This window comes from Carnobacterium maltaromaticum DSM 20342 (genome assembly GCF_000744945.1).
GTDB classification, from domain to species: domain Bacteria; phylum Bacillota; class Bacilli; order Lactobacillales; family Carnobacteriaceae; genus Carnobacterium; species Carnobacterium maltaromaticum.
Genome location: NZ_JQMX01000004.1, coordinates 80,280 through 95,129 on the forward strand (window position 1 = coordinate 80,280; position 14,850 = coordinate 95,129).

12 protein-coding genes and 2 pseudogenes are annotated in these 14,850 nt (G+C 32.2%); 7 read left to right on the forward strand and 7 right to left on the reverse strand.

The genetic code is table 11. The features are described 5' to 3' along the window. Positions 1–33: 33 nt before the first annotated feature. A complete protein-coding gene (locus BR77_RS17520) occupies positions 34–738 on the reverse strand; it encodes a Crp/Fnr family transcriptional regulator (RefSeq protein WP_002293764.1) in 705 nt (234 codons plus the stop codon). Between the two features lie 144 nt (positions 739–882). Continuing rightward, entirely contained in the window at positions 883–1,455 is a 573-nt protein-coding gene (locus BR77_RS17525) for a Dps family protein (protein WP_002292150.1), read from the reverse strand. Positions 1,456–2,115: 660 nt separating this feature from the next. On the opposite strand from BR77_RS17525, the gene BR77_RS17530 reads away from it, so the two are divergent. From BR77_RS17530 to BR77_RS19770, 3 genes are all read left to right on the forward strand, one after another. Then, positions 2,116–2,370, forward strand: coding sequence for a type II toxin-antitoxin system Phd/YefM family antitoxin (locus BR77_RS17530; RefSeq protein WP_010620828.1), 255 nt, complete (start codon positions 2,116–2,118; stop codon positions 2,368–2,370). Beyond that, entirely contained in the window at positions 2,355–2,621 is a 267-nt protein-coding gene (locus BR77_RS17535) for a Txe/YoeB family addiction module toxin (RefSeq protein ID WP_022797157.1), read from the forward strand. The genes BR77_RS17530 and BR77_RS17535 overlap by 16 nt, the downstream gene beginning before the upstream one ends. A 497-nt stretch (positions 2,622–3,118) precedes the next feature. Continuing rightward, positions 3,119–3,334 (forward strand): MobC domain-containing protein, encoded by a 216-nt coding sequence (locus BR77_RS19770; protein ID WP_185751430.1) that lies wholly within the window; start codon positions 3,119–3,121, stop codon positions 3,332–3,334. A gap of 172 nt (positions 3,335–3,506) precedes the next feature. Here BR77_RS19770 and BR77_RS18870 read toward each other — a convergent pair whose 3' ends face one another. Next, on the reverse strand, positions 3,507–6,512 hold the full coding sequence (locus tag BR77_RS18870; RefSeq protein WP_080732583.1) for a Tn3 family transposase: 3,006 nt from the start codon (positions 6,510–6,512) through the stop codon (positions 3,507–3,509). Positions 6,513–6,696: 184 nt separating this feature from the next. On the opposite strand from BR77_RS18870, the gene BR77_RS17550 reads away from it, so the two are divergent. From BR77_RS17550 to BR77_RS17565, 4 genes are all read left to right on the forward strand, one after another. After that, positions 6,697–7,281, forward strand: coding sequence for a recombinase family protein (locus tag BR77_RS17550; protein ID WP_010051903.1), 585 nt, complete (start codon positions 6,697–6,699; stop codon positions 7,279–7,281). Between the two features lie 686 nt (positions 7,282–7,967). Further along, a complete protein-coding gene (locus BR77_RS17555) occupies positions 7,968–9,143 on the forward strand; it encodes a nucleotidyltransferase domain-containing protein (protein WP_051926835.1) in 1,176 nt (391 codons plus the stop codon). After that, positions 9,140–9,787, forward strand: a complete 648-nt coding sequence (locus tag BR77_RS17560; RefSeq protein WP_035066801.1) for a ubiquitin-conjugating enzyme E2 variant — start codon at positions 9,140–9,142, stop codon at positions 9,785–9,787. Before BR77_RS17555 ends, BR77_RS17560 begins: the two co-directional genes overlap by 4 nt. Before the next feature lie 3 nt (positions 9,788–9,790). Beyond that, complete coding sequence (locus tag BR77_RS17565) at positions 9,791–10,612, forward strand: S-4TM family putative pore-forming effector (RefSeq protein WP_035066803.1); 822 nt, start codon at positions 9,791–9,793, stop codon at positions 10,610–10,612. Positions 10,613–11,129: 517 nt separating this feature from the next. Here the strand turns inward: BR77_RS17565 and BR77_RS19745 are convergent. The 4 genes and pseudogenes from BR77_RS19745 to BR77_RS19630 all read right to left on the reverse strand — a co-directional run bounded on the left by BR77_RS19745 (position 11,130) and on the right by BR77_RS19630 (position 14,085). After that, positions 11,130–12,291: pseudogene (locus BR77_RS19745) on the reverse strand (ABC transporter permease). A gap of 35 nt (positions 12,292–12,326) precedes the next feature. Further along, positions 12,327–13,008: pseudogene (locus BR77_RS17580) on the reverse strand (ABC transporter ATP-binding protein). Next, positions 13,008–13,364 carry an efflux RND transporter periplasmic adaptor subunit gene (locus BR77_RS19625; RefSeq protein WP_257613395.1) on the reverse strand — a complete coding sequence of 119 codons (357 nt, stop codon included), beginning with the start codon at positions 13,362–13,364 and terminating at the stop codon, positions 13,008–13,010. The pseudogene BR77_RS17580 and the gene BR77_RS19625 overlap by 1 nt, the downstream one beginning before the upstream one ends. 100 nt (positions 13,365–13,464) lie before the next feature. Then, entirely contained in the window at positions 13,465–14,085 is a 621-nt protein-coding gene (locus BR77_RS19630; RefSeq protein WP_257613396.1) for an efflux RND transporter periplasmic adaptor subunit, read from the reverse strand. Between the last annotated feature and the right edge of the window lie 765 nt (positions 14,086–14,850).

Here is a 14,850-nt window from a genome sequence, read left to right on the forward strand (position 1 = left end):
AGAACACCAACGTGTAGAAAAAAGTGTGTCCGATTATTCGCTGTAAAGCAATAAATCATCTAAATCCTGAATCTTGATCCTTTTCCCAGACAGCTGTTGAATCAATCCCTCGTCCTCCAATTCTCCAAATTTGCGACTGATGGTCTCAGGTGTCGTTCCTAAATAGGAAGCAATGTCCTTTTTTGCCATCGACAGGGTGATGGTGGGAGAGTTGCCCATTTCAGGTTCCACATTTTCTGCCAAAAACAAAACTAAACGGGTAATGACACTCTCCACGGCTACTTGTGTCGTTTGACGTTCTGAACTTTCTAACCGTTTAGACATTTCCGCCAATAGTTTTAAAGAAATAGCTGGGTATTGTTCCAGAAAATCTTGGACATCTTTTTGCTGAATCATACAGACAACGGTATCTCGGGTTGCTTCGGCATATTCCTCGTGTACTGCATCCGGGTTGAACAAGGTCCATTCTCCGGTGAAATCACCAGGGTTCAAGATCCGCACTAGCTGCTCTTTGCCAGAGTCTGCCAATCGATAAATACGGATTTTCCCACGATTGATAATATATAAAGTATCCTCTTTTTCTTGTGAACGAAACAGAAACTCTCCTTTTTGATACTGTTTCGTGTGGGCTTTTTCAGCAATGTAATTCATCGCGCTATCCTCTAAGTGATTGAATATTGGAACCAAGCGGATACAGGCTGCGTGGTCGCCAATTTCATGATGGGTATGTTTAGTCAATTCATTCTCCCCCTTTATTTATTTTGTTTATATTCGCTGCTTTTATTATATAAGTCTCTTACTACAAAAAAATTGATGCACATCAAGAAAATGGAAAAAGGACTGGAAAGAATTCCAATCCCTAAATCAGCTTCTACTTTTACCTTAATCTTCATCCTCATCAAGAGCGTCATCATCTTCTAATGCTTCTTTACCAATGAACGCTTGCAGCATCCAAATGTTCTTGTCTAAGTCATTTTTAAAAGCAATCAATGTATCTTCTAAAGCATCGTCACCCTCGTCTTGAGCTAAACGAATCGCGCGAATAGTTAGGTCACGAGTGCTTCTGAAGTCCTCGATAATATTTTCAACCATGTCTTCTGCTTTAGCGTATTTATTAACTGCATCTTCCGAAAGCATCGAATATTTTTCAAATTCAACCGTTGTCGAAGCAGGTTTATGCCCAGAAGTAATTAGACGCTCCGCAAGTTTGTCGAACCATTTTTCATTTTCGTTATACAACTCTTCAAATTTTTCATGCAACGTAAAGAAATTGGCTCCTTTTACATACCAGTGATATTGGTGCAGTTTCACATGTAATGTATGCATGTTGCCTAAAAGATGATCCGCAATGGCCGCTGCATTAATTTTCGTATGATGAACATGTTCCTTGTGTTCTTGTTCTTCTTGCAATCTTTCTTGGGGTGTTCTTTCTTGAGTAGCTTTATTTTCAGTCATGATTTATTCCTCCTATAATTTTGGTTTGTTTAAAATAGCTTTCTTTGATTCCTCCTTTTTCTTTACTGAATTTAGTATAGGATAGATTTCCGTTAAAAAAATTGACGCTCATCAAGAAAAGTATTTCTTAATAGACGCCAGGCTTCTCTATTAAATTCAACTGAAATAATCAAAGGAATGAAGTCGTTCCCTCCAAACAAAAATTTCATTAAAGTAGGGCCTAAAAAAAGAATAGCAACTATACTTTGTCAAGAGACCTGACTGCTATTTTTTTGCTTGTTATTCTTCAATTACCAAATGTCTTGCCTTGCAGTATATTTAATGCTCTTTCTCACTAGTGTTGCATGCAACACTAGTGAGAAAGAGTATTAATAAGATTAACCTAGACGAATAACTTTACTTTATTTATATCATACCATAAATAAAAATTGAAAAGAATTTTTTTATTTATTTTTAGTAGATCGATTAATAGGAGTTTTAGCTTATGGAATACCTATATTATTAGTTTTGACTGGTTTTTATTTTTATGACGGTTTGTCAAATTAATCTCTTATTTTGCAATACATGATTCTAAGCAATTTCATGTATTCACAACATCTTTGACGTACTTAAACAAGTACGTTACAATAGTAAGAAAGATGTTAAAGGGAGGAATAGCTTATGTCTATCGTAAACCCTAGCCAAGCTAGAAAAGTCTTTTATCAACTATTGAAAGACGTCAATAAAACTAACGAACCCATTTATATCTCTGGCAAAAACGAAGAAAGTGAAGCCGTTATGGTCAGTAAAAAAGACTGGGACGCAATTCAAGAAACATTATACCTTCAATCTGCTGGCGTAGCAGATGTGATCCACCAGCGTGAACAAGAAAATGAGTTTGTTGCATTGGAGGATATCGATTGGGATACTCTATAAAGTTAGCAAAATCAACAATGAAAGACCTTAAAAATTTAAAATCGGCTCATTTAGAGCAAAAATTTAAAGATATAATGGAAATTTTAAAAGAGAACCCGTTTCAAAATCCACCGCCTTATGAGAAGCTAGTCGGAAATTTAAAAGATAACTATTCCCGACGATTAAATATTCAACACCGAGTGGTTTACTCGGTTGATAATGACGCAAAAGAAGTCATTATTTGGTCGGCTTGGACGCACTACGAAAGATAGAAATTCACTTTTTTAAAAGTGAATTTCTATCTTTTTTTTATGTAATGAGCTTGTCTTTTTTCGGACAACTACCGAAAAAAGACAGTGCATAAAGGGCCATTTTTTTCGACGCAAACGACGAAAAAAAACGGCTTGATCTTGCAAAAAAAAGAGACCGAAATGGACACATTTCCCGTCTCTTTTTCTGGCTCAAAACGGACACGTTTTGACCATGTTTTTCAGGGGGATTGGGGGAGCAGCGCGTCCCCCAACAAGGTCGTTTGCGCCACGAAGTGGCTAGCAAACATAGAGCTTGCCAAACCCCTTAAAGAAGCATAACACTAACAGCCAAGTGCGCCTTAGTGTTATGCTTCTTTCTGAACGACAGAGAAGAAAAACAGGGGGTGGGACTAGTGAGCGAACGAGAGATTTTTGAGGCCCCTTTTACGGAGGCCAAACCGAAGCGAAAAGAGCCGAAACAAATTAGCTTTCGAGTGAGCGAATCCGAATTTGAAAAGTTGAAGCGCTCCGCTGAAATTTTTCAAATGAGTGTGCCGGCTTTTGTAAAAAGCAAGGCACAAGGGGCTAAGCTCGTCACGCCGAAAATTGACCGACCAGGAGCCGTGGAGATTGCCAAGCAATTACGTGCGATTGGGAACAATGTCAATCAGATGGCACGAGCAAACGAACGCAACCGAATTAGATTCGAATTTAGCCGTCAACCTAACGGCTGAATTGCAAAAGATGGGGTCAATGGAACATCTTAACGAAAAGTTGCGGTATAATCGACTATTAAAAAATAGAAACGCTGATTTAACAGCATTTCTATTTTTTTTAGACTTTAAGGCTCCAAAATTGTCTGGAACAATCGAACGAAAAGTTGCGGTATCTTTATAAACACGAACATTAGAGAGAATCAGGTGTTTTTAATGGTCGTAATGATCCGTCTTCTAGACCTTGATTATACTGGAATGAATATTTACCAACAAAGTTTATATGCTCAAATAAAAGTGGAGATAATTTTCCTATAAGTTCTTCTGAACAGTCATATCCTTCTACTTTCATCTGCTCCAATACTTTTTCAAGATACAGTGTATTCCAATAAATTACTGCATTTGTTACAACGCTTAAAGAGGTTAACTGCTCCTCCATTCCATCAATATAAGTTTGATATAATTTTCCATTTCTTCCGTAAAATATACTTCTGCAAAGTGCATGACGTGATTCACCCTTATTTAGCTGTTCAAGTATTTGACGAGCATAAATTTCATCTGAAAGATAGCGTAGTTGATGTTTGGTCTTATAAACCTTTCCATATTCTGTAATTGCTTTTCCAAGTGAAGTTGGTTGACCAGATCGTTGTAACGCTCGAGTTAGTTCAGTTGCATTGACTTTACCAGATTTCAGGGAACCTGCTACTCGAAGTATATCTTCCCAATGTTCTTCAATTAAATCAGTGTTAATTCGACTTTTAGTAACATCATTCAATAAACCATAATCAGCATTTTTTTCAATTCTCCATAGTTTGGTACCATGTTTATTCGCAATTCTAGGACTAAATTGAAAACCTAGTAGTCCAAATAATCCAAAAATAAGGTCACTATATCCAGCTGTATCTGTCATTATCTGAGTGGGCTGTAATCCGCTGGTTTGATTAAGAAGTCCCTCTAATAAGTAAAGAGAGTCTCTTAACGTGCCTGATACAACCATTCCATGGAAACCAATATAATGATCTGAAACAAAGTTATAGAAAGTGATTCCTCGGCCTTTGCCAAAGTATTTTGGATTACTAGCAGAGTAAAGTGATCTTTGCGGTGTTATATACCGAATTCCATCTGCAGACGCCATTTCTCCATTTCCCCAAGCAAGAGCCAGTTCCAATTTCTTATGTGAATGAATAATTTTTTGATTAGCTGCAGTTAAGGTATCAATACGTAAGTATTGATGAGCTACATAGGTGAGCCTATCATACTTCAAACTATCAATATTATTTTTGGAAACTGGAGAAAATCCAATATTACATGATTCCGCTAACAATACTGCTAAAATACTAATATCTAACTGTTTCATTCTGGATTCTTTCTCATTTAAATGTTTAAAGGATTGAGTTAACCCAACTCGTTGGTTTACTTCCAATAATAAATCGGATAAATCAATGCTAGGCATGAGTTGGCGCACACGTGATTTAAACTCTTTTTCATTAGGCTGCTCATTTCCCTTTTTCAAATTTGAAACAACTATTTTTACTTCACCATTTATTTCTTCAAGCCTTGCCATATTAGATGCATCCCAATTTGATTGTGTTTCTATAAAAGATAGAGACAAATCTTCGCTTAATTTTTGTACAGCTAAGGTGCCTGAAGAAGGTAAGTCAAGTTGAGTAATCAAAACTTCCCGTTGCTCTATCCACGTAGAATCATCCAATAAATAGCTCATTGGGTCTGCATATTTTTCACTATTAGTAACAAATATGTCATGCTTTTTTAATCCTTGAAAGAGAAGTTCTAGCCCAGCAATTAACACGCACTGATTTACTGAAGTGGGATTTTCATGTATATAATATTGCCATTTTTTAGATAAACAGGGTTCAATATCATAAAAATGGTCTAGTGTTATTGGTTTTGGAAAAACTTCTTTTATCTTTTCCCAAACGACTAAGCTATCTGCCCCGTAATTGTTATCTTCAAAGTTAATGGATAAAAGAATAGAGGGGATGAACTTTTTAATTTTCCTGAATGCTTTGCGAAGTTCATTAATTGCAATGGGTTCTTGCTCGTTACGAACAATATCCTTAACTTGAAAAATGGCTGCATCCATTTCTTCTTTTTGAAATTTATCTGAAATAACTTTTCGAATTTCTTGGTTAGTAATGGATTCGTCAAATAAAAGTTCTACAATTTTTGATAACGTAAGAGCAGCTCGATCTAAATCTTTTATTGTTCTCATTCGATCTTTTATTTCTTTATTTTTTGCACGTCTAAAAATAGCATCTACATATTTTGATAGTGCTAAAAGTTGTTCGTCCATTGCTTTTTTCTGATGTTCATAAACAAATGCCACTAAATGAGCTATTTGGCGATTTAGTGGCATTCTTTGTATAGCTTGAGCTTTTGCTTTGAAAGCATAGCTGGCAAGTTTTTTTAATTTCCCTTCAGGAATTACAGAAAAGTCCCAGTTTTCTGTATGAAAAGATTGGAACATAATCAGTCTATTAAACCCACGAATAAGCTCCTTTTGACTTTCGTCAATCAAAGGGCTTCGTAAAATATCCATTTTAAGCGTTGCACCACGTATAGGCTCACCAACAAAATCAAATAATTCTAACAAACGTTCTACCTCTGATGTAGCAGGAATCTCAGAAAGTAATTTATAGAGTTGTTTTTCAGAAGAATCAATAATTTTAGATACAAAGCGTTCAAAAGTAGAAAAACCTGGTAAAATAATTTTTTCATCCAAACATTTTTTTAATAGCATATCAAAAAGCATATTATCCGTCTCAGTTGTATACCATGACCGATCAAGTAACCAATCAGATAAATATTTTTCTACTGCATTATCAGTAAATAGTACATAGTTATAGTAGTCTTGTATAAGTTTCATATGTTGCCAAATTGTTTGTTTACGTGTGTACCCATAAAATTCCTTGTAGTCAATATTTAGTTGCGCAGCTAAATGCTGAATGACCACTATTGGAAGTGTTTCAAAATCAGATGTAAAGCATCCGAGGAACCTGACGGTTCCTAGTTGAACTGCGAATCCTAATTTTGTGGACGATTTTTTCATTTTTGCAATAACCTCTTTATCAGAATCATTTAAATAAAAGTAGAGATTAAGTTGTTCTTTAGATGGCTCATTTATAAATTTCCCAAATCCTTCTTTGTGGTGTCCCTTCAATTGTTCAATTTCTACCATTTTAATCCCCCTGAGTGTTTACCAAAAACCAATGTTTTTGTAACCTCATATTTTTTGAAACTCGATACTGAATAACTAGCTTTTCTAAGTTACAAAAACTAGTTATAAATAAGTTTACAAGAAACACTTGCAAAAATATAGTTATTTACCGATAATAAAGTAAAAGAGCATCAGGAGGAATTATATGATAATAGGATACGCAAGAGTGTCAAAAGATGAGCAACATCTAGATCGACAATTAGATCAGTTAAAAAAATATGGAGTTGAAAAAATTATTAAAGAAAAATATACTGGAACAAAAAAGTCACGGCCAGGAATTGAAGAACTGTTAAAAATAATCCGGACAAATGATACAGTAGTTGTAGAAAGTATTTCTCGACTTGGTAGAAATACTTTGGATATATTGACTCTTCTTCAGCACTTAGAAAAAGAAAAGGTAGAATTCATTTCGTTGAAAGAAAATATGGATACTTCTACGCCTACCGGAAAAGCAATGCTCCAGATGATGAGTGTGATTGCTGAATTAGAGAGGAATTTATTAGCCGAGCGTGTAAAAGAAGGAATAACTGCAAGCAGGAGACGTGGCGTAAATATTGGAAGACCAAAAATTCCTCAAGAAAAATTGAATTTAGCAATGAGAATGTATGACAGTGGAGATTATTCGATTAAAGAAATTCTTGAATCTACCACTATTTCTCAAGGAACGCTTTATCGAGAAATAAATAAAATGAAATTGAAAAAAATAGAAGATATAAAAAACGAAAGCTAAGTTGTTAATCCAACCTAGCTTTCGTTTTTATACCGCAACTTTTCGTAAAGATGTTCCATTGACCCCATTATGGCGGATATGGGTGCGACTCTTTTAGTCACGTTAAATGGCTTACGATTAATGAAAGTGAAAGATTAATTCAACCTTAGAGAAAAATGAAATAGAGTAAGCTATGGTGAACGGGAATCATCCAATAAAAGGTTTTAGGAAAATCACTAAAGCCAATGTAATTAGCACATGTAAAACAGGCATTCAAAAAACCGACTAGACAGATACCGCTATTGTCTAGTTGGTTTTTTGAATTATTCTGAAAGCATTCCTTATTGTACAAAATAACATGTGAGATCAAAGGAAATCTCCTTATCGATACAAATTCCCCGTTGGCGCTCGGGACCCCTAAAGGAAAAAAATAGGACCGAGAAAAAAGAAATTTGTATCAAAATGGAAATTTTTAGTAATATTTATATGACATTCATTTTTCTGATTTTTACACTGACTATTTATATTTATAAATCAAGATAGATACTACATATAGTGTTTTATTTGGTTTAATTACATTAAATTCACAACATATACCTTTTAAAACTTTATTTTAGATTGGATTTGTGTTAGAATATATGAGAACTTTAATTTGTTTTATTAAAAATGTTTTTGATATATATTTAAATGAAAATGGAGGGCATTAAATGGAGAAGATAAAGAAACAACTGGATAAAATTTTAGAAAAGGTTGAGTTAACAAAAACTCAACGAGATAGAGCAATTGAACTCTATACGAATGTTTGTAAATCAATAGAAGAAAAATCAGGTTTAAAAATTTCTTTTTATGCTCAAGGATCATTTGCAACAAAAACTGCTATTAGACCTTACAAAAACGGAAGTGATCAAGCGTATGATGTAGATGTTATTTGCGAAGTCGACATTAAGAAAGAATCAATTAGTCCCGAAATACTAAAAGAACACTTTAGAAATGCTTTGGAAATTAGTAGATATGCTAGTATTTTTGAAGAATATGATAAATGTTTTACAATTGTATTTAAAGAGCAAGATGGTATTAATTTTTCTATTGATATAATCCCAAGCGTCCATGAAGATGATGAAACAGTCCAGGTGTTAATGGGTATCACAGAGAATCCTACGTTGGTTAAAAGTTCCGTAGCTATTCCAGATACTTTTGGCGAGGGGAATATTTGGCTAACAAACAATCCTAAAGGATATGTAGAGTGGTTTGAAAATGAAATTCAAAAATTTCATAATAGATACTTGTCGGAACATCGTGGTACTAGCTATTCGGCTTCAATTGAAGAGCTACCTGAAGGTGAGTTTAACAATAATTTGTTGAATATCATAAAAATATTAAAGCGTACTAGAGATGTTTTTTACTATCGTCGAAAATCGGATAACAAACCTTCTTCAATTATCATTACTACAATTATTGGAAAACTAGCTAAAAATTTGATACCAACTTCAAATGAGTTGGATCTACTAATGCAAGTTGTGACACAGCTGCAACAAATTAAAACATACCCTACTAATAGCATGTCTGAAAGAATGGGTGTTACTGGATATGCTATTTCAGATATTATTACTCGTAACATGGGTCAATGGATATTGAATAATCCGGCAAATGGTAAAGATAATCTTTTAAATTCTTGGAACGATGATCAATCAAAATCTGAGGATTTCTTTAAATGGGTCGATAATTTACAAGATACATTTTTAACATTAATTGAAAAAGATAATGAAGAGAGAAGTATTACTGAGTTGTATAATGTATTTGCAATTAACTCACCTATAACAAGCGTAGAGAAGAAACAATTTTCGGTAACTTCTGATTCATCCAAGCATTGGAGAGCAAAATGATAGATTTTACACATGTTAAAAATCAGCTTAATTCTTTAAATGGGATTAAAATAATATCATTCACAGAAAAAGATCAATCAATAATTGTATTATTCAATTTTGATGCTAACGTTGCAATTAATGGAGCCAATTTTTTAATTGATAATAAAATTCATTTAGAAATACCCAAACAATACCCAACTAAATTACCAATTGTCTATGAAGCAGGAGAAAAAAAAATCACAAATTTTCCTCATATTAATCCTGATAATAAAGGAACGTTTTGTTTGGGTACAGATATAGATATAAGAAGAAAAATTAAACCGAATTATTCTTTATCAAAGTATATTACGCTAATCGCTCAATTTTTAGGAACATACGAGTACTACCAAAGATATAAAAATTTCCCTTTTGGAGATCGTGAGCATGGAAATCTTGGTATTATAGAGTCATATAAAGAAATTTTTAATGTGACTACCAACCAACAGGTTTCAAACCTCATGCAAATTGGTAAATTAAAAAATAAATACAAAAACCAAAAATGTCCTTGTAATTCAAATCTGAAATTTAAGAACTGCCATTGGAATACATTAAATTCTATTGTATCCAATCCATTAGAGCGCTCACAAATGAAAAGGGATTATATATTACTAAAAGGGGATTAATTTATGGAGCTTTTAGATAAACAAAATGAAAGAAAATCGTTGTGGATACAAACTACAGCAAGATTTTTGTATAACAAGGCCGATAATATTGATATGGTACAGTGGATTATAGTCCTTGCACTTCCTGTTTTAAAAATGTTTTTGGTGCAAAATATATTGTTAAACTACATTATGATGATTTGGTTTTTAGTTTCCTTTGTACTAGACTATTTTATAGATAAATATACTGATATTGCTACTGAGTTAAGAAAAAGTTTTGATTATTATGTGTACGGTTGGAATAATGATTTTCAAGAGAAACTAGTGGATATATCAAAAATTTATCAAGTTAGAAATAAGAAATATTTTGAACACCAAACTGTAAATTCAGGAACTGATAAACCTAAAGGTGTTAAAAACTGGTATACAACTGTAAAAAAAGAAATGTCTCAAGAAGAAGCTGTTAAATCAGCAATGAAAGAAAACATTTATTTCGATAAAAGAATCAATAATTTTGCATTTTTGTGTATATTAATATTTGTAAGTCTATTACTTCTTGTTTTATCAACCTCTGGGTTTACACTGTATGAAGTGTTTTTTGGATTGTTTATTACCTTCGCTCCATTTACAAAAAAACTGTATTCAACTTTTGTGAATTTAAAAAAAGTATCTAGCATAAATTCTAATATTGAAAACTTATTACGTGCGAATGATATTGATTTAACTTATTTGCAGTCAGAAATAGATAAAAAACGTTCTATTCCTAGAACTTCTAACCAGTTAGTATATTTTTTCAAAACTAAAAAAATACATGAAGAAGTATCTGAGTTTAGGTCTGATGTGTAAATTATGAAATTATGATACACATAATTTCATTAAATTAGTATAACTTTTAAGTACACTTCAAGGACACAATAGGAAGACAAAAATAAACGCTGGTTTTTCGGCGTTTTTTCTGTATACTAAGTGTACTCTTAGACATAAAAACTTGGCAAGACAAGAAGCTGCGATTCAGTCCTGGAAAGAAAAAAATCAGATTCTGGATGAGGAATTGAAAATCTTTGAAGAAAAACATAGTAAAAAAGCTTTCTCAAAAAAGAGAAAGCTTAATACAATTAGAGGATACTAAATCCATGATTCCTTTAGCTAAGTACTTTAAAAAGCACCCCCACCACTATTACCCCCGAATCCACCAGAGGATGAACCTTTACCAGTTAACCAATTCCAAAATGACTTCATTATGCTCACCTCCTTTCAATTTTAATGTGAGAGTATTTGTGAATTAATTCTTATTCGTGATCCACATGTACTCAAGTGAAAATTCAAAAAATATCTTGTTAATTATCTTTATTTTATTGTTAATTTACCGAAGAATATCAATCAAATCTTTTTTTGCAGCTTCTGATGCGGGCATCACAGAAAATAATAAACCTATAACTGATGACACTCCCACTGCTAATAAAATAGTGAACAGATCAACAGAGACATTAACTTTGATTAATATTCCTAGTGCATAAGCGAACAACATTCCTATCAAATATCCAATTATTCCACCAGAAACTGTTAATGTTAAGCCTTCTAATAAAAATTGAATCATAATAGATCTCCTTGTTGCGCCTAATGCACGACGGATTCCTATTTCTTTGGTACGTTCCGAAACCGAAATATACATCATGTTCATCACGCCAACACCTGCAATAAATAAAGAAATACCAGCAACAGATGTAATGAAATAAGTAATTGTACTTAAAATAGAACCAATTCCTTTGGTAAGTATGGCGGTATCTAAGACTTGGTAGTCACCCAAATCACGCATAGTACCTTTCTCATTTAAGTTGCTTATAACTTCAGTAGTCACTTTATCTGGTTGTACTCCTTCATCTAGTGTAATCGTTAGAGAAGAAGAATCGTTTTCAATATTAAAATAATGAAGATAACTATTTTTAGGAATTTGAATGTTTTTTTCTGGCATAGAAAACATATTTTCTTGTTCTTCTCCTAGGAAGATACCAACTATTGTAAATAGTTGGCCATCTAATTCTATCCCTCTGTTTAAAGCTGCTTTTAAAGTGTGAAAAGTTCTTTTGCTGTTACTGAGTCTATCAAGGCAACTTTATTAAAATTCTCATTATCAAGAGTCGTTAATGATCTACCTTGCGTAACTTCTTTACCCTTGGTAGAAATAAGTTCAATTTGTTTGTTTTTTTCTTATTATCTTTTGTATAGATATCCTTATAAATCTGATTTTCTTCAGTTTTTGTATATTCTGCATGCTTAATTCCTTCTATTTCTTTTATTGCAGATATATCTGTTTCTTGAAAAAATGAGGTGTTTGTTCCATAAAGATTTATATCATCAGGGTTAAAATTTATTTGGACTTCAACATTTTTTGATTCACTTTTTGTTAAATTTTTAATTGTATCTTTTTCAAAGCCTCGACCAAGTGCTAAAATTGTGATTACAGAAGAAATACCAATAATAATACCAAACATTGTTAATATACTTCTTTTGCGATTGTTTTTAATTGATTAAAAAGCAGATCGCCAGTTAACATTAAAATTCATGACCTGATCTCCTTGTCTTCGATTATTGATCCATCTCTAATCTGGATTAATCGATTGCAATAAGAACGACTTCAGGATTATGTGTAAACTATAATAATTGTTGCCCCAATTCTGAGTTTAACTTGGAAAATAAGTCCATAATTTCTGCGGGAGGTATGAGTATCTAAAGCACCGGTTGGTTCATCTGCGATGATAAACTTTGGATTATTGATTAAAGCTCTTGCAATCGCTACGCGTTGTTGTTGTCCCCCTGATAATTGCTTTGGATATTTGTATTCTTTTCCCTTCAGTCCAACAGTATTTAATGCATGAATACTTTTTCTTTTGTTTTAGAGTATTTACTCCACCATAAAGAAGTGGTAATTCAACATTTTCAAAAACTGTATTATTTTCAATTAAACTAAAGTTTTGAAAAATAAAACCAACAGTTTGATTACGTATTTTTGATAGTTCGTCATCATTAGTATTAATTAAAGATTTTCCTTTAAAAAGATATTGTCCGTCAAATTTCTGATCAATAAATCCTAACAAGTTAATTAATGTGGATTTACCAGATCCTGATGGTCCCATTATAGCGATTATTTCGCCTTCTGATACTTGTAAATTGATATTTTTTAAGACATGTAAACACTCTTCTTCATTTTTATAGTATTTATTGACATCGATCAAATCAATCATTACTTCACCGCCACTTCTTGACCGTCTTTCAATTCTTTTTTAGGTTTTATAATTAAGTAATCTTTTTCGTTCAAACCATTTTCTACAACATATGTTGTAGCTTTTTCTTGCAATTGCACTGTTTTTTTACGAACTTTACCATCTTTATACCAAAATACAAACATTTCTTTGCCTAATTTAATTACAGATTTTTTTGGAATTTCCAATGTATTTAGTGGAACACTAATTTGAACACTATAACCATAATGAATAGATTCCTTAGGTTCAACAGTAAATGAAAAATTGGCAACTGCGTTTTTTCCAGCATTAGTATCTGTTGTGTTGAGTGTATTAGTTTCTGGTAGTTGATCAATCATTTTTATTGTTCCTTCTATTTCTTTTTTATCACTGAGAGTATAAATGCTCACTTTTGATCTTTGATTATTTTATTGTAATCATACTCCGTAACAAGACCATTTATGACTGTTTCTGGACTAACAATTGTTGCATAAGGAATTGTATTATCGGTTTTCCCTTTTCATTAATATAAACAATTCCTCCAAACGGAGCTGTTATATTTGTTGTTATTTTTTTCTGGGTTAGTTCGATTGCGTTATTCGCGCTATTCAAATCAACATTCGCTGCATCAAGAGTTTGTTTGGCTTGTAAAACAGAATCTTTTTGTAAATCTAATGCTTGCTGATCTGTATCTACTTTTGCATCTAACTCTGCTTTTTTTATTTCCCCCTCTGGTTTTTTTGTATCTAAAGAACTAATTTCATTTTTATTATTTGATAGTCGAATTTCTATTTGTTCTTGTTTTTGTTTAGCATTATCAAGATTCGTTTGCGCATTCTCAATGGCCAGTGTTAATTTATCTAACACCTGTCTTTGTTCGTCAGCCTGATTTTCAAATGTAGTATTTTGATAGGTTACAATTACATCATCAATGGTAACTTCTTGTCCATTTTCTACGGAAATATTGCTAATTTTACCTAAAGATTGATCTAAGGATAGATAACTAGTTTTCTTAGCTTGAACAGTTCCCTTGAACAGTAATGGCTCGTTTTTCTTTAATTTTTCTATTTTGTAATACACTGCATTTTCTTTTTTATTAGACTTATTTTTATAAAGTAAAGTTCCCCTATAATTACACAAAAATTATTACAAAAATTAAACTGAGATAGATTTTTTTATTTAAGCTTAGATTTTTCATTTAAGTGTTTCTCCTATAATCAATAATAATATAATACTATTTATCACTAGTAAAACCGCCTTTATATTTTGTATATCTTCAAAATATTTACATCATTACTTTTATTTCTTTAATCAAAGCAATAGCAGCATCAAGAATAAAAGGGGCTGAAAATAAAATTGTTGCCATAAGAGATTTTTTCTTACTAAAAAAATAGAAAATATTCCTATACTTCCAAGTAACGTGATTGTTAAGAAAATCACTTTATTATCAACATTAAATAGGGTTATAAGAATAGTATTTAATAGTATCGCAATTAGTTTTGGTGAAATAACGTATATAAAATTTGGTTTAATACTTGGAACAAAAATAAGCAATAGAAATTTAGCAATAACATACTCAACTAATAAACCTATAACTGTTATTATTAAAGATATTATTGTGAGTAGTATTTCGGAGAAATATTAGTTATAAGTTTTGATATGTCTTTCATCTCTGCTTGCATACCATATTTCAAAAAATTGTATATAAAAATACCTGAAAAGATAATGTATAGTATGAAAATGGCAGTTGTTATAATAGATTTGTATTTTTCCAAGATAGAATGCCCTCCTGTAATTCTAATATGTTTGATTTTGTTAAAAGAGTTTCGTTGTTGAGACTATGGG

Excerpts from the sequence above, each read along its gene's own strand:
- BR77_RS17525 (WP_002292150.1), bottom strand. The coding sequence starts at position 1,455 with ATGACTGAAAATAAAGCTACTCAAGAAAGAACACCCCAAGAAAGATTG.
- BR77_RS17530 (WP_010620828.1), top strand. The coding sequence starts at position 2,116 with ATGTCTATCGTAAACCCTAGCCAAGCTAGAAAAGTCTTTTATCAACTA.
- BR77_RS18870 (WP_080732583.1), bottom strand. The coding sequence starts at position 6,512 with ATGGTAGAAATTGAACAATTGAAGGGACACCACAAAGAAGGATTTGGG.
- BR77_RS17550 (WP_010051903.1), top strand. The coding sequence starts at position 6,697 with ATGATAATAGGATACGCAAGAGTGTCAAAAGATGAGCAACATCTAGAT.
- BR77_RS17555 (WP_051926835.1), top strand. The coding sequence starts at position 7,968 with ATGGAGAAGATAAAGAAACAACTGGATAAAATTTTAGAAAAGGTTGAG.
- BR77_RS17560 (WP_035066801.1), top strand. The coding sequence starts at position 9,140 with ATGATAGATTTTACACATGTTAAAAATCAGCTTAATTCTTTAAATGGG.
- BR77_RS17565 (WP_035066803.1), top strand. The coding sequence starts at position 9,791 with ATGGAGCTTTTAGATAAACAAAATGAAAGAAAATCGTTGTGGATACAA.
- BR77_RS19625 (WP_257613395.1), bottom strand. The coding sequence starts at position 13,364 with ATGATTGATCAACTACCAGAAACTAATACACTCAACACAACAGATACT.